We start from the raw sequence: 15101 nt of genomic DNA on the forward strand, positions 1-15101 counted from the left end.
ACAACCAGAGCGGTCGTCAGAGCGGATACGAGAGTCTTCTTCATAAGAAACTCCTCCTTCAATAAAATAGTGTTTGTTACTCGTCTTGAAGGCGGATTATTCATTCCATGAGTGTCCATGTTTCCTCAGCAATTCCTAATCCTATCCCAAGACCGCACTAATTTTAACATATATAAATTTTATTTGCAAGTATCTGACAATTTCAATTTAAATAATTTTAGATTAAATACCTGCAAAATTTATTGTATACTATTATAACAATAACATTGATAATCAGATATTTTACAGGTAATTCACATATGTTAAGAAGATATAGATCTACACACAAAAAAGACAGGACTATGCCTGTCTCATATATAAATTTAATTACATAGCCAGAACCTTTTGCACAAATTCTGCCTCATTAGCGCATATCTCATAAGGAGCATACTCTTTATACGCATCAGGATTGCTCAAAGTTACAATCTGACTTCCTTTGCCCTTCCTGACTTCTTCAATATAATGTGTCAGAGTCCTAAGCCGGGGGCCATGCTGCATCTGAACTGCAATACTGCCATGCTCACCAAAATTATTTACCACTAAGTAACACATGTAGCTCCCTCCTAAAATCATCTTCTGACTGTATACGGCCAGATTCATATGTTTTCCGCAATTGTCCACCAATGTCAGGCACATAGCCTTTCTTGTATAGATAACTGTGCAGCCAATCATTCAGCCGCCGATCATAAGCCGTATTGAATTGAAATTCAATCGGATATACAAAATGATCCGGCTGATAATACAAGTGTAGGCCACGATATCCATCGTCCAGCCGCTTGCCCAAAATCATGTTGGATTCCCTGACTGGTTTCATGTTCGCAATATCATAAGCCTGCGAATAGTCGTCTACGATCATCCTGGCTCCAAACAAATCATTGTATGTTCTTTCAACGGCATAGTTAGGATAGTATCTGTCATACTTAATACGACAGGACTCTAAGGACTTAATTCGATAATCATAAGGAAAATCTGCTGTTTCAAGTGCTTCGTCATAAAAATCTCTAGCCAGACTTATGTCTGCCAGCAAGTCTTCCTTATCGAATTTATGCAACGAATTCTTTAGGCTCCTGCCCAAATGTGTTGTATAAAACAATACCGATATATCCATACTTTACCTCCCTGCCTGTATTATAACAAAGGAAAGGGGGGCCCGCAATATGCGAGAGCACCGCAAAAAGCCAGTGGAAACTCCAGTGTTCTCACCGGCTTAGCAAGGATATTTACTCATTATCATAGCCATGAAACAGAAATAACCGCCTAGCGACCAAACTTTGCGGTTATTTCTACTTCTAATTCAGTTATTAACCAACGAGCGCGGTTGCACGCCGTCTATCGGTGGTCTTTTTTATCTGTCTTTAGTCTACCACATTCCCCCGCCAAATGCAAGAAAAGACCTCCGCCGAAGCGGAGGTCTTTATTGGCATTAGCTTCACTAATCGTGAGATTAGAAGAAGAACTGAACGCGACCAAAGTAGGTCTGCGCTTTCAGGTTACTGTCAACCAGGCTCTTTTCGTTGCCATAACGGAAAGTCGTTACCACGTTCTTGAAGAGCGTGTAGTTAGCGCCGAGTTCCCAACCTTTGAAGTTCGTGTCGATAGCATCGTACGTGCTCTTAACGATTGCATTCGTGCCGAGATGACGGTATGCAGCCCATGCACCCCAAGTGCCCTTGTTTTCCTGTTCAGCACCCTTGTAGTCGAGTTCAATGCTGCCAGCCTTCTTGTAGATGTCGGAGCTTGCATCCTGAGCGTAGAAACCGTTCAGAGCAACGTTCTTGCTGAACTTGTAGCCAGCCTTCAGCATCCAAATGTTGGCCTCATCCGTCATTCTATAAACATCAGCGGCAACATGTTTCTTATAGAAGCCATCAGCATTCAGATGATGCCAGTAAGCACCAGCAGAAAGTTTGCCCTTGTTGGTTTCGAGGCCTGCGTACTGATAGTTTGCCGTAGCATCGCTATGGTGTACACCAGCAACAGAATCCCAAGCCGTAGCATAATGATAAGCAACATCATCCATGCTCAGGCGGCCAGCACCGAGGATGAGTTTTACATCCTTGCCGAAGGAAGCTTCAGCACCGGAGAAAGCGGTATCAGCAATGCTGTCATCGTTCATGGAAGCGAATTTACCCAGTTTAACCTGGAACTTGCCATAGTCACCCTGCGCCCATACACGTTCGAGGCTTACTTTTCCATTGTCGCCTTCGTCCGTCTTCAGGTTGGAGTTAGCATCGAGACGAGCATTTACATGCCAGTGATTGTTCACTTCAGCGGACGGTTCGAGACGGAACAGAACGTTGTTCTTGTCATGGTCAGCATCTTTAGCCGTGAATTTTGCACCATGGTTATTTACGCGAGCTTCCGTGAAGGTGTACTCAGCAACGCCATTCCATTTTACTTTGTCAGCATTGCGCTCGAGGTTAGCTACGCGAACACCGAGGTTGTTGAGTTCTTCTGCGAATTCAGCAGCCAGTTTGTCAACCAGAGCTTTGTCAACGCCGGAAGTGTTCTTAGCCATAGCTTTAGCAACCATCTGAGCCATTTCGTAACGGGTGATGTTACGGTTGCCCTTGAACGTGCTGTCGCCATAACCTTCGATAACGCCATCAGCAGCGAGCTGGCTTACAGCGTCATAAGCCCAATGATCAGCAGGAACATCGGTGAACGGATTTGCAGCAGCAAACGTCGTGCTAGCTGCACCGACAACCAGAGCGGTCGTCAGAGCGGATACGAGAGTCTTCTTCATGAGAAACTCCTCCTTCGAAAAATAGTGTTATTATTCGCCTCGAAGGATAGCCAGAACTTCCATGAGTGTCCATGTTTCCTCAGCAATTTCTAAACTATCTTTAAGACGGTGTTAATTTTATCATAGATAATAATGATTTGCAAGTATTTGATAAATTATAATAGAATTAGAATAAATCGTTATTTAAGAAATAAAATATATATTTTTTTTAATTATACGATAACTTTATTTGCACACGAAAAAACCGCCCTGCAAAGCAAAGCGGTTTCATCGTTCTTTATATATTCTCTGCCGCATCCCAGCCCAGCTGCAGGGCTTTCATATTGGCCTCTACTGTATGGGGCGGCACTCGTTTGGCGACGAACTCTTTGACCGTGTCGAACTGTACCAGATTGGTGATGCGCACGAGGGCTCCTAACGCCACGATATTGGCGAACAGGGCTTTGCCGAGTTCCTCCACTGCCAGTTTCGTGATTGGCAGGCGCACGACATGCGGGAAGTCCGGCGTTTCCGGCACCAGGCTGTCATCTAATATCAGCAGGCCATCTTTATGCAGGTCGCTGTAGTATTTATCCGCAGCCTTCTGCGTCATGGCCAGCACAAGATCCGGCACTTCCACATGCGGATGGTAGATTGTCTCGTCACTGATGATGACCTCAGCCTTCGACGCGCCGCCGCGCGCCTCAGGACCGTAGGACTGGCTCTGCGCCGCCTCTTTGCCTTCGGCAACAGCCGCTTCAGCCAAGAGGATTGCCGCTGTGATCACGCCCTGACCACCGGAGCCGGAGAGTCTTAACTGTTTTTTCATTTATGTGCACCTCCTGCCCGCTCGATAACCTGATCATAGGCCGTGTCATAGTCCATGGCCGCAGCTTCATATAACAAACCAATCGGGAATTTTTCCGGAGATACCGTATTAGAATCGAGTTTATCCCAAGCCGCCTTCATCACGGCATTGTCCCGCATCCACTTCATCATATCGGCCGGGCTGCCGAGTTTGTTCTTGCGCCCATAGGCCGTGGGGCACTGCACCAATGCTTCGACAAACGAGAAACCGTGGTTGTCGAAGGCCTTGGCAATCATGTCCGTCAGATGCTGCACATGGAAGGCCGTGGAACGGGCCACATAGGTTGCGCCGGCGGCTTCGGCCAGTGCACAGGCATCGAAGGGCCGGTCAACGGAGCCATAAGGCGCCGTCGTGGCCTTGCGGCCTGTCGGCGTCATCGGGGATGCCTGCCCACCGGTCATACCGTATATATTATTATTGAAGAGAACTACCGTCAGGTCCACATTGCGGCGGCAGCCGTGAATGAAGTGATTGCCGCCGATAGCCGTGCAGTCGCCGTCACCCGTGATGACCACGACATTGAGTTCCGGACGGGCCAGCTTGATGCCCGTTGCAAACGGAATCGCACGGCCATGCGCCGTATGCAGGGTGTCAAAATCCATATAGCCCGAAGCACGGGACGAGCAGCCGATACCGGACACGATCACCGTATTGTCCTGATTGAGTTCCGGCCTTTTCGCAATCGCCTGCACGATGGCCTTCATGGCAATGCCGTTGCCGCAGCCGGGACACCAGAGGTGCGGGAGGCGGTTCTGACGGAAATACTGTTCATATTCTCTTTCTACTGCCATCAGCCTTCAACCTCCTTTACCATCTCATCAATACTTGCCAAAATCTCCGCGGGTTCAAACGCCCGCATATTGTACTTGCCGCAAAGGCTTACCGGGCAAGCACCATTTGCCGCACGGCGCACTTCATGAACGAGCTGACCATAGTTGAGTTCGGCCACGACAATGCCCTTGACCTTCCTGGCCAGCTCGGCCACCACCTTGTCAGCAAACGGCCAGATGGTCAGCAGTCGCACGAGGCCGACCTTCCTGCCAGCCGCACGGGCTTCACGCACTGCCTCATAAGCTGTACGCGCCGTACCGCCAAAAGATACTACCGCATATTCCGCATCTTCCATAAAATAGCTTTCCGTATGGATGATTTCCTCACCCACGCGGGCAATCTTCTCATGCAGGCGGCGGATGGAATCCTCCGTAACCTTCGGGCTGCCGACCGGGAAGCCCGTCTCATCATGAATCAGGCCGGTCACATGGATATGATAGCCCTCGCCGAAATCGGCCACATTAGGCACGAGATCTTCTTCCGGCGCAAACGGCTGATAGCCTTCAGCGCGCGTCTTCGTCGGCTTGCGGCGCGGATAGATGTCGATTTTCTCGGGCAGTTCCACCTTTTCCCGCAGATGACCGACCATCTCGTCCATCAGCAGCATGACCGGCGTACGGAAGCGCTCAGCATAGTTGACGGCCATCACTGTGGCATCATAGGTCTCACGCACGCTCCATGGTGACAGCGCAATCACCGGATGGTCACCATGCGTGCCCCAGCGCACCTGCATCACATCGCCCTGCGAAGGAGCGGTCGGCTGGCCGGTAGACGGGCCGACACGCTGCACATCCACGAGCACGCAGGGAATCTCAGCGCAGGCCGCATAGCCGATGAGTTCCTGTTTCAGGGAAAATCCCGGTCCGGAGGTGGCATCCATGACCTTACAGCCTGCCAGCGAAGCACCGAGGATTGCCCCCATCGAGGCAATCTCATCTTCCATCTGAATGAACTTGCCGCCCGCCTTCGGCAGGAGCTTGGCCATCGTCTCAGCAATTTCCGTGGACGGCGTGATGGGATAGCCCGCGAAAAAATTCACGCCGGCCGCAATCGCAGCTTCTGCGCAGGCCTCATTGCCCTGCATTAATCTTGCTTCACTCATGCCACGCCCTCCTTTGCTGCAACTTTATCCACAAATATTGCATAATCCGGACAGCGCAGTTCACACTGCCCACAGCCAATACAATCATCCGGATGCGCAACGACAACCTTGCCCAGCTCATCGATCTCAAGCACCGACTTGGGACAAAAAGCCGCGCAAATGCCGCAGCCCTTACACCGCGCCAGCTTGACGCTAATCTCAGCCTTCATGAAACCCGCCTCCAATTACACAATTAAATATATCAGATTTTACATAGAATCTATGTATATTCGCTATATACTTTTACATCATAGCAGATAATTATGCAAAAATCTACTATTTTTGTAAATAAACGTAATGTATACATAAACACAATGCAGCAATTTCTGTTAATAATATTGTTCGCCACAAAAAGAAAATCTCCCCCATGCAGAAAAAATAATCTCTTTACTTTTTTTATGACCTGGTATAAAATTTATCTTGTATGAGCAATTAACCTTGAGTTAAAGAAGAAAGAGGTAAACTTATGTTTGTTCATGAACTTATTTTACAGGGAAAACCAGATGCCATGGCCATTGTGGACCACGGGCGCCGCTTCACTTATAAGGAATTTCAGAAAGCTGTCGACAATTGCCGCAACCGTCTATATGCTGCCGGTGTCCGCAAGGGCGACCGCGTCGGCTTCTTCTCGCGCAACAGTGCCGACTATCTCTTCGCCTATATGGGCGCAGTCTCCCTGGGGGCGATTGCCGTTCCCATCAACTTCCAGTTGAGCAACCGCGAGATTGCCTACATCATCAAGGATGCCGGTATCCGTGTGCTGCTGACCTATCAGCCACTTAATCTCGTGGATGCCCTCTCCTCCCTGCGCTGCGACCTGAAGGTCACGCAGTATGATGTCAAGAACTTCTCGAAAGAAGACAAGAAAATCGCCGCAGCTCCGGCTCTGGATGCGGATTTTGACGAGCATCAGCCCTGCATGATCCTCTACACCTCCGGCACCACGGGCACGCCGAAGGGCGCCGTGCTCTCCCATCGCAATCTCGTGGCCAACTGCCAGCAGATGGAAGCTAACGGCATGGGCTGCGAAGCCAAGCACCATGTACTCTGCGTTCTGCCCATGTATCATGTGTTCGGTTTCACCTGCTCCGTCCTCTATCCTTTCTACAAGGGTGCCGAAGTCGTAATCCTCGATTCCTTCACGCCGAAGGAAACCATCAGCGTCATCCGCGATGAAGCGGTCACCGACCTCTATATCGTGCCTTCCATCTGCAGCCTGCTCACGAAGCTGGCCAGCACGGAAGACATGAAATCCCTGCGCCTCGTGGTCAGCGGCGGCACCACCCTGCCCCTGCAGATCCAGCAGGACTTCATTAAAAAATTCGGCGTGGATATCTGCGAAGGCTACGGTCTCTCCGAAACCAGCCCGGTTGTCACGATGAACCCACCGGAAAAACCGATTGTCGGTTCCTGCGGCAAGATTGTGCCGGGTATCCAGTGGCGGCTCATCGATGCCGAAGGCAAGGACGTCCCGCAGGGCGAAGCCGGTGAGCTCGTCGTCAAAGGCGATAACGTCATGCTCGGCTACTGGAATCTGCCGGATGTGACGCAGGACGCCATGCGCGGCGGCTGGTTCCATACCGGCGACGTAGCCCGCGCCGATGAAGAAGGCTATATCTACATCGTCGACCGCATCAAGGACATGATCATCAGCATGGGTGAGAACATCTATCCCCGTGAAGTTGAAGAACTCGTCTACCAGTTCCCCGGCATCTTCGAAGCAGCCGTCATCGGCATCGAAGACAAACTGCGCGGTCAGGCCGGTGCCTGCTTCTACAGCACCCATGACGGCCAGGACATCAACGTGCGCGAACTCAAGAAGTTCCTGCAGGCCAACCTTGCCCTTTACAAGATTCCGCGTGAATTCCACCTGATGGAAAAACTCCCACGCACCTCTACGGGCAAGATTGCCAAACGTATGATCCTCGACGAATTCAACAAAAGCAAAAAGAAAAAATAAACTGTTATAGCAAAAGAAATCCCTTGCAGGCTGACGCCCGCAAGGGATTTCTTTTATTTGTGCTGCTCTTTGCTTTGATCATAGCCATCTTGCAGATAATCACCCAAAAGAGCCACCTTGAATTTGCCCGGATGCCCCTCCGGTAGATTGTCATTAGCCGTCAGCAGGATGTCCAGTGCCTCCGGCGTGCGTTTGGCCGTTGCGCTCATATGCATGATAAGGATAGCGCCCCGGCGGACATTGCCCTTTTCATCATGCACGATCTTGTTCATGATTCCCACCAGCGATTGCATGGATACAGCACCATAATCCTCGGTACTGCCAGAACCGTTGACGATATAGGTATAACCGGCATTGAAGATTGCCTTTGCTCCCATACGGCTCACAGCCAGCGTAGGCGGACGCAGGAGTCTGGTGAGGGCCGGACGTCCGCTGTCCAGACGCATATCCCCCACCACGGCGAGCAATTTGGGATAGGAAGATTCCACATCCGCCTTGTACTCCTCTTCACTTTCCACAGGAATCTGCTTCCCGCGCTTGTCCTGCACCGTCATGGCCACATGATTGTTGGTATGGCTGCCAATCTCATTGCCCTCACTGGCGATAGCCCGCAACAAGTTGGGATTGTTCAGCATATTGCGGGTGATGATGAAGAACGTACCATGAACATGATGCTTGCGCAGTACATAGAGTATCTTATTGATGGAATCATCATTGCCCCAGTCGTCAAAAGTCAGAAAGACCGTCTGCGGTGGTGCCGTCTTGACCAGCCCGGTCGTGTCAGCCCGGGCCATTTCCGTACGGGAAAAGCCCAGCATACGGTCAATGGCACCGACTTCCGGTGCACCGATATACCGGCGATAGAATTCCTGCATAAAATTCTTATCCGTAATCTGATTGGCTCCATATTCCGGCTGCATTTCGATGGGCAGATCATCCGGATTCACCGGATAAGTATAATGTTCAGCTTTATTCTTTGCCACATCAGCCAGCGACGAAGTATGATACGCCGAATCATTGTCAGGGCTATCGGCTGTATCCTGCGGAGCATAACCGATATTGTCCAGTTTCTGCTTCTTGATCTCCCGGAGCATATCGGCCGCCAGATTATCATGGGTATAAAAATCCGTGCGCAGATAGACGATTTCCCCGCGGTTCAGCGAGGTCGTCCATTTGCCAAAAATCTGCGGCATCACCTCGGCCGGACTTTGGGCGTCCTTGTGCTTGGACTGCACCACATTGAGCCCCTGACTGATCAGGGTACAGCCTGTTTTGGCCACGGCCTCCTGCATTGCTTCCTGATTGCCGCCGCCGGACATGATACGGACGAAATTACTGCTTACGCCAAAATCGGCCTGCAGGGCTTTCCGGATGCGCTGAATTTGCGCACAATAGTCCTGTACGCCGCCCTCCTTCGTGGGAACCAGGCCAATGGCCATATCCTGGCCGAAGCTGCGGATCAACTGCAGATTCGCCCGGTTCCGCTGCAATTCCCGCTCTGTGACGAAGAACGTCCCGCGCAGTTTTTCGGCCTGCATATAATTCAGGATATTCTGCAACGGTGCCTGCCGCGAAAGACCGCCAAAGGTCAGGATCACCGTTTTTTCCGTTGTAGCCAGAAAGCGGTGCGGCTGAGCTGGCTGCGCACTGGCAGGCGCCGTCAGGAAGCACAGGCCGGCCATGGCGATCACAGCACCTCGCTGAAAGAAGCTATATTTGTGCATGTTTTTGCATATCCTCCTTGAAAGCTTGAAATCTATTTTGTGCGAACATTTTTAATGTCCATGTTGCCGCCCAGCCGCCAAAGGCTGATGCTGCTGATGCCCTCATCTGCGGCCGCCTTGATCCAGGCATTGATGGTCTCACTGTCGGCATACCAGAGTTCATAGTGGTGCCCGTTTTCCTCATAGGTCCCATGCAGGGCGGCGCTGGCTTCATCCCGTTCGGGTGCCAGCGCATGTGCCTTAGCAAGACTGGCCGCCTCTGCTTCATCGACAAAACGCACCGGGCCTTTTTTCAGTCCCAGCAGGCCGTAATCTTCCCAAAGGCAGCCGCCCGTAGCCAGGGCCACGGCTTTCCGGCCGGGAAGGGCGGCCATCTTCTGAATGGTCTTATGGATGAATCCTGCATCGGCTTTAGGACCGGGGCCGCTATGCCCGCCATGGAGATTGTAGAGCATCACCACATACTCCGGCCCCTTGCAAAAGCCGGCATCCATAGGCATACCGGGCTCCAGCACGATGCGCAGGTCAAGATTTTCCTTGAGACAGGCTGCTGACAGCTTGTAGGTCAGGCCAAGATAAGCCTGCAGCAGATCCTTATCCTTGTAAAATGCTTCATAATCCAGCTCCACCCCGGTGCAATCAGCCTTCTGGGCGGCAGCCACCATTTCCCGGACCACAGCCTCTTTCTGTTCGTCACCGGCCAGCAGACGCTTTAGCAGCGCCGTGTCCTTGGCGTGCTTTTTACCTTTTGCATCCTGCCAGTCATTGGTGATGGAAAGATAGCGTTTGGCATTTCCCTCTTTGCGCGCGGACTGCACGATTTCTTTGATTTCTGCGGGCAGCACGAGCTTGTCTTCGCTGTTATACGACGCCGTAAAGGCGGATACGCCCGTCAGATGATGCTTGAGTTGTTTGTACTCAGCAACGCCGCGCCCGGCATCCCACTGAGCCGCCCAGGCAGACAGTTCCACCTGCGGATGCGCCCCGCTTTTAAGCGGCGCACTCTGGGCACAGCCCGCTGACAGGGCCAGACTCAGGGCCAGCGCCAGTATGTGAATATGCTTTCTCATAACGATGCCCTCCTCAGGCATTGCGCAGGAACCAGAACAGGACCTTATCCCAAAGTTCCCCGGTCTGGAAGAGCAATTTGTTCCAGCCGGAAAGCTCTGTAGTGAACAGGACTTTTTCCTTGTCCTTCCCCGTATTGGTCGTGATGGTGAACTTATCGAACACCGCATCATAGACATCATCGGCCAGATTGCGCTGACTCCAGGCCTCGCCTTGCCAGGATGCTCCTAAGAAGATACTGCCCTGACCGTTTTCGGTCACTTCAATGGGCTGCGGGACTTCCTTCCCATCCAGCCTGATTTTCAATCTGCCGCCCTTGAGGTCGATATCCAGCTGATGGTCGCCGCGGCGGTGGAAACTCTGTACATGGTCATAGGGCTCTGCCCCGTCTGCAATAGAGGCGGCCGGCATCTCTTCCCGCTTCTTGGCCCGGCCATAGTATTCCTCCGCCTGCTCCTTGGTCTTGGCATAGCGGGCAAAGGTCAGGTTTTCCTGCACTTCCGCTTCCTTCTTTTTCTCCTCCACAGAAGAGATGGTCTCCCCAAGTATTACAGGAATCTTTTCCTGATACAGATCCCGCCTTGCGCCGCCGTGCTTTTCAAACACCACTAGCTGATCGTTGATGAGTTCTACACACAGGCAGTTTTCCCGGTTGCTGTCGCTGCGCAGGAAAATCTGCTGAGCACCGAAGGCATTGCCCATTAGTTTCGTGGACAATTTCACATCCGGCAAGCTGCTGCTTTCCCGTACTTCGGCAACAGCCTCGCCTTCCGGCAAAGTGGTCAGCGTATAGGTTTCATTTTCGATTTCCGCTGCCCCTGCGAGCAGATTCCAGGCATCCTGCCGGGAAGCATCACCGGAAACGAAGTCAATCGGCGTGTTGATATCGTACTTTATGCGCATCAGCAGATGATTGATGGGCCAATAGGGCTGCGGCTCCATGCGGGTGAGGTCATAGATGCTGCTGTTCCGCTGATTGAAGCAGTAGCCCTCGCGGTTGAAGGCCATAGGGAAAAGCTCCCGTATCCATTTCTCATTCACGGCGCTGACCGCATTGTTGTTGGCGAATTTACCCGTGTTACCGTGCATATGCACATAGGTTCCGGGGACTTTCCCTAGCTCGCTGGTATAGACATCTTTCAGTTTCTCGTAATCATAACTAATGCGCCGCTTCATATGGCCATAGCTTTCCTTGGGCACTCCGTTCTTATCCCGGATATAATCCATAAGATAGTGGTTGTAATTGCGCTCCAGATAAGGTGTCAGCATGGCATAACGCAGGGGATCGATCTCCCCGATATAATTATGGTACCGGTCGAAGACATTGATGTATTCCAGACGGTAACCATTGGTTCCCAGTTCCCAGTAAGTCGAGTCTTCCAGTTCTTCCAGCTCGGAAGGCTTGAGGAACTTTAGATCCATTGATTCGACATTTTCGCCGTAGCTCATCATGCTGGCCTTGTAATTCAGCTTCTCCAGGATGGGCTGGGCAAAGATAGCCGTATCGCGGCGACCATCCTCAAACATCAGATAGAGGGCTTTTTGCGGTAACGGCCGGCCCTGCTGATAGTAATCCTTGATATCTTGCTGGGTGATGGTGACAAACCCCTGCTTCTTGAGCTCCTGCAGCTGCTTATACAGCTGCTTCTGCCCAATCAGCGTGGAGGTATCGCCGATATGGTCCACACCGAAATAAGACAATGCCACAAAGCCCGTATCGGTATCGCCGGCCGCCACCTCATCGTGGTTATAAGGTTTATAGGTATCCAGACTGTAGAACAGGTCATAGAGGATGAAAAGCAGCAGGGCCACCACGGCAATCTCCGCCATGACACGCAGACGCTTTCTGAGATTCTTGCGCTTAGAGAATCTGTCATCCCCAAGCGCCAGCACTCTTATGTCCCGAGTTTCCTTATGGTTCATGCCGTTTCTTTTCCTTCCTTTCTTTCTTCAGCCGTTCCTTTTCCATCTCTGCCAGGTCTGCCGGCGTCAGACGGGTTCCCCAGGTCGATTTCCAGAACGTGAACCAGGCCACGGGCATCTGCCAAAGCAGGACCGCCTCGTAATAGAGACAGAACCACATACCGAAAATCCAGGTGGTGCTGCGCCGCAGAAACAGCTGCGCCATGCTCATGAGCATCGCCATCAGGAACATCCCCACCATGAAGGTAATGGGAAATACCCGGTGCATGATGGGGACATAGATGAGGTTATAGAGCACGATGATCGGCGCCGCAATCGGCACGGCCAGCCCCATATAGAAGCTCAGGGACATGAACGGCTCCTTCTTCCAGATATAGCGGGCCGCAATCAGGGACTCCCGCAGCCACGAACGCTTCCAGCGCATCTGCTGCTTCAAAAACATCGTATAGGAATTAGGCACGATGGTCCGGCAGACCGCCGAATCCTGATAAGCCGTACGGTTATGGCGCAGGATGAAGTTCGTCATACTGCGGTCATCACCGAAGGTCGCCTTCTGCCCCAAAAACTTCTGATTCAGCCAGGCATCGGCATATTTCAGCACCAGATCCCGGCGGTAACAGGAAAGCGGCCCCGAAAGACAGGTCACCGCATCAAAATAACTCTCTGCGGCCTTCATGATGCGAAAGGCGATATAGTAACGCACGGACTGCATCCGGGTAAGCGCATTGGTGTAGGTATTGGCCACGTCCGTGCGCCCGGAAACACCGCCCATCTCCTTATCCTTGAATGGTTGGACAATATTCCGCACTGCATAGGGATCAAGGAAGCTGTCCGAATCGACAAAAACCAGCAGTTCATGTTTGGCCTCAGTGGCGCCCCAAGCCATGGCATCCCGCTTTCCCTTGTTGAATGGCTGAACCAGATAGCGGATTCGGTCTGCCATATGATAATTGCCATTCTCCGCATCTGCGCCCTTGATCTCTTCGATGGCCTCCCTGATGCGATCCACCGAGTGGTCATTGGAATGGTCATCCACCACAATGACCTCCAGCTTGTCTGCCGGATAATCCTGATTGATACAGCTCCGGATGGTGTTCTGAATCCAGTTTTCCTCGTTGAAACACGGAATGATCACCGTAACACCCGGCGTATAATCCGGATCGATCTTCACCGGCCGGTAAAAAACGGCAAAAAAATAACGCGAGAGCAGGAAGGTCGCCGCAATAATGCTGTAGAGATAAAGCCAGCGGTTAAAGCGGAAATAGACCACCGATTCTGCCCGCATCAGGATGATGACCAGCGTGATGATGCCCAGACAGAACGCTGACGCTGCCAGCATATAGTTCTGCCGTTTGTCCGCAGCATACTGTGCCAGGGTATCGGCAAACTCCACGCCGCATAAGGCCATGCCGTCCTCCCCGTTTGTCATGCGCACGCAATTGGCCTTGAGCGAACGGATTTTCATCTCATACCCTTCAGGCATGGAGCCGGGCGTAATCGTGAAACTGAGTTTGACACGGCCGGCCGCCTGCAGTTTCGCGCCTTGTTCCGCAGGCAGCTTCAGCAGCATACCTGTGGTGCTGATGTCCACGGCCTGCGCCGTCAGACTGCAGGACTTTCCCTGATGGCTGAATACTGCCTGCACCTCATAGTCCACGACATAACGGCGGCCTCTTTTATCCTCCTGCTGGAACTGTTCGTAGCTGCCGCCAGCCTCTGCCGCGCCCTCAAACCCTCGGCGGTCGTGATTGCTGCGCACACCGGAATCATCCGGCACATAGGAAAGCAGGCGGCGGTCCGGTTTCTCCACGCAGAGTACATCCCTGCGGGGCTTTATTTTCTGAATCATTTAGCTGAGCCTCCTTGGCTTTTCGGCTGCGGCATGGGAAAGCCGGCAGGAACATAATAGATCTTGCGGAACTGATTCACGAAAACGGCCTGCATGTCGCGCCGTTCCATAGCCGATAGCAGCAGATCCACTTCTGCCGCCAGGTCTGCCTGCGGCGGGACCGGAGCGCTGTTATCCTCCCGGATGGTCGGCTTCATATCCACCGCCGGCTTCTCCTCACGCGTGGCCATATCATTGGCCTTCACTTCCACAGGAAGGTCTACCGGTATGGCGATGATACTGCCATATGCAATCGTGCGGACATAAGCATCCGCCTCGGCCGCATTATGGATATGTCCGGGCTGGAACCGCACATTTTCCTTGACGGCATACTCCAAACCTGCCGCCCGCACTGACTTCAGCAGATCATCCGTATAGACCGTGCGCGGTGCGCGGAAGAGATTCGGCGCCAGCGGATCATGCATGGTAATGACCTTCTGGGCACGGCAGATTTCCCGCAGCTGTTCCTCCACGGGGCGTTTTTCCAGCCCAGCCAGGCCGACATACGTGTAGTTGCCCACTTCCTGTCCGGCCTGCCGGATCAATGTGATGACCTCCGGCACATCGGCCACATTCTCCCCTTCCAGGAAGAATACGGCGGCCGCCTTATGCTTTGCCAGTACATCCAGCAGCCTTGCCGCCAGCGGGCGGTCCGGCATGCCGTCAAAGACCAATGCAATGCGATGCGTGCCATCCTGCAACGTGGTGATCACCTCCACCGGTTTGATAGCCGGATCCTGACGTTTCTCTGCCGCCTCGCTGATCTCAGCCTGCGCCATGTAATTCTTGGTCAGGTCTGTGATGTCCGGGATAAATTCCGTTTTCTCGACGACATGATCTCGGATGAACACCAGCGCGCCGATCACCACGGCCAGACAGAGGGCCACCATAAATGCGAGTTTCTTGAAATTCACGGTGAAAATAAACCTCCCGT

General features: G+C 52.3%; 13 protein-coding genes. 1 reads left to right on the plus strand and 12 read right to left on the minus strand.

Features of this window, described 5'->3' with window-relative positions; translation table 11 throughout:
* Nucleotides 1–366: 366 nt before the first annotated feature.
* The 7 genes from BLQ59_RS03425 to BLQ59_RS03455 form a co-directional block, all read right to left on the minus strand.
* Complete coding sequence (locus BLQ59_RS03425) at nt 367–591, minus strand: DUF6718 family protein (RefSeq protein ID WP_074571530.1); 225 nt, start codon at nt 589–591, stop codon at nt 367–369.
* Nucleotides 569–1147 carry a nucleotidyltransferase family protein gene (locus BLQ59_RS03430; protein ID WP_074571531.1) on the minus strand — a complete coding sequence of 193 codons (579 nt, stop codon included), beginning with the start codon at nt 1145–1147 and terminating at the stop codon, nt 569–571. The genes BLQ59_RS03425 and BLQ59_RS03430 overlap by 23 nt, the downstream gene beginning before the upstream one ends.
* A 336-nt stretch (nt 1148–1483) precedes the next feature.
* Nucleotides 1484–2785, minus strand: a complete 1302-nt coding sequence (locus BLQ59_RS03435) for a putative porin (protein ID WP_074571532.1) — start codon at nt 2783–2785, stop codon at nt 1484–1486.
* Nucleotides 2786–3062: 277 nt separating this feature from the next.
* On the minus strand, nt 3063–3593 hold the full coding sequence (locus BLQ59_RS03440) for a 2-oxoacid:acceptor oxidoreductase family protein (RefSeq protein ID WP_074571533.1): 531 nt from the start codon (nt 3591–3593) through the stop codon (nt 3063–3065).
* Nucleotides 3590–4423, minus strand: coding sequence for a thiamine pyrophosphate-dependent enzyme (locus BLQ59_RS03445; protein WP_074571534.1), 834 nt, complete (start codon nt 4421–4423; stop codon nt 3590–3592). Before BLQ59_RS03445 ends, BLQ59_RS03440 begins: the two co-directional genes overlap by 4 nt.
* Nucleotides 4423–5565, minus strand: a complete 1143-nt coding sequence (locus BLQ59_RS03450; protein WP_074571535.1) for a 2-oxoacid:acceptor oxidoreductase subunit alpha — start codon at nt 5563–5565, stop codon at nt 4423–4425. The genes BLQ59_RS03445 and BLQ59_RS03450 overlap by 1 nt, the downstream gene beginning before the upstream one ends.
* Nucleotides 5562–5774 carry a 4Fe-4S dicluster domain-containing protein gene (locus tag BLQ59_RS03455; protein WP_074571536.1) on the minus strand — a complete coding sequence of 71 codons (213 nt, stop codon included), beginning with the start codon at nt 5772–5774 and terminating at the stop codon, nt 5562–5564. The genes BLQ59_RS03450 and BLQ59_RS03455 overlap by 4 nt, the downstream gene beginning before the upstream one ends.
* A gap of 296 nt (nt 5775–6070) precedes the next feature.
* On the opposite strand from BLQ59_RS03455, the gene BLQ59_RS03460 reads away from it, so the two are divergent.
* Nucleotides 6071–7564: a class I adenylate-forming enzyme family protein gene (locus BLQ59_RS03460; protein WP_074571537.1), complete on the plus strand. Its 1494-nt coding sequence runs from the start codon at nt 6071–6073 to the stop codon at nt 7562–7564.
* Nucleotides 7565–7617: 53 nt separating this feature from the next.
* Here the strand turns inward: BLQ59_RS03460 and BLQ59_RS03465 are convergent, their stop codons facing one another.
* From BLQ59_RS03465 to BLQ59_RS03485, 5 genes are read right to left on the minus strand one after another with little or no spacing between them, the layout of a single operon-like run.
* Nucleotides 7618–9288 carry a polysaccharide deacetylase family protein gene (locus BLQ59_RS03465; RefSeq protein ID WP_081342428.1) on the minus strand — a complete coding sequence of 557 codons (1671 nt, stop codon included), beginning with the start codon at nt 9286–9288 and terminating at the stop codon, nt 7618–7620.
* Between the two features lie 32 nt (nt 9289–9320).
* Nucleotides 9321–10358, minus strand: coding sequence for a glycoside hydrolase family 18 protein (locus tag BLQ59_RS03470; RefSeq protein ID WP_074571538.1), 1038 nt, complete (start codon nt 10356–10358; stop codon nt 9321–9323).
* A 13-nt stretch (nt 10359–10371) separates the two neighbouring features.
* Complete coding sequence (locus BLQ59_RS03475) at nt 10372–12279, minus strand: polysaccharide deacetylase family protein (protein ID WP_081342429.1); 1908 nt, start codon at nt 12277–12279, stop codon at nt 10372–10374.
* On the minus strand, nt 12269–14128 hold the full coding sequence (locus BLQ59_RS03480; RefSeq protein ID WP_081342430.1) for a glycosyltransferase: 1860 nt from the start codon (nt 14126–14128) through the stop codon (nt 12269–12271). The genes BLQ59_RS03475 and BLQ59_RS03480 overlap by 11 nt, the downstream gene beginning before the upstream one ends.
* Nucleotides 14125–15081 (minus strand): polysaccharide deacetylase family protein, encoded by a 957-nt coding sequence (locus tag BLQ59_RS03485; RefSeq protein WP_074571539.1) that lies wholly within the window; start codon nt 15079–15081, stop codon nt 14125–14127. The genes BLQ59_RS03480 and BLQ59_RS03485 overlap by 4 nt, the downstream gene beginning before the upstream one ends.
* Nucleotides 15082–15101: the final 20 nt, after the last annotated feature.

Source organism: Pseudoselenomonas ruminantium (assembly GCF_900104055.1).
GTDB lineage: Bacteria > Bacillota > Negativicutes > Selenomonadales > Selenomonadaceae > Selenomonas_A > Selenomonas_A ruminantium_C.

Excerpts from the sequence above, each read along its gene's own strand:
- BLQ59_RS03460 (WP_074571537.1), top strand. The coding sequence starts at position 6,071 with ATGTTTGTTCATGAACTTATTTTACAGGGAAAACCAGATGCCATGGCC.
- BLQ59_RS03470 (WP_074571538.1), bottom strand. The coding sequence starts at position 10,358 with ATGAGAAAGCATATTCACATACTGGCGCTGGCCCTGAGTCTGGCCCTG.
- BLQ59_RS03455 (WP_074571536.1), bottom strand. The coding sequence starts at position 5,774 with ATGAAGGCTGAGATTAGCGTCAAGCTGGCGCGGTGTAAGGGCTGCGGC.
- BLQ59_RS03430 (WP_074571531.1), bottom strand. The coding sequence starts at position 1,147 with ATGGATATATCGGTATTGTTTTATACAACACATTTGGGCAGGAGCCTA.
- BLQ59_RS03475 (WP_081342429.1), bottom strand. The coding sequence starts at position 12,279 with ATGAACCATAAGGAAACTCGGGACATAAGAGTGCTGGCGCTTGGGGAT.
- BLQ59_RS03435 (WP_074571532.1), bottom strand. The coding sequence starts at position 2,785 with ATGAAGAAGACTCTCGTATCCGCTCTGACGACCGCTCTGGTTGTCGGT.
- BLQ59_RS03445 (WP_074571534.1), bottom strand. The coding sequence starts at position 4,423 with ATGGCAGTAGAAAGAGAATATGAACAGTATTTCCGTCAGAACCGCCTC.
- BLQ59_RS03450 (WP_074571535.1), bottom strand. The coding sequence starts at position 5,565 with ATGAGTGAAGCAAGATTAATGCAGGGCAATGAGGCCTGCGCAGAAGCT.
- BLQ59_RS03465 (WP_081342428.1), bottom strand. The coding sequence starts at position 9,288 with ATGCACAAATATAGCTTCTTTCAGCGAGGTGCTGTGATCGCCATGGCC.
- BLQ59_RS03480 (WP_081342430.1), bottom strand. The coding sequence starts at position 14,128 with ATGATTCAGAAAATAAAGCCCCGCAGGGATGTACTCTGCGTGGAGAAA.
- BLQ59_RS03425 (WP_074571530.1), bottom strand. The coding sequence starts at position 591 with ATGTGTTACTTAGTGGTAAATAATTTTGGTGAGCATGGCAGTATTGCA.
- BLQ59_RS03440 (WP_074571533.1), bottom strand. The coding sequence starts at position 3,593 with ATGAAAAAACAGTTAAGACTCTCCGGCTCCGGTGGTCAGGGCGTGATC.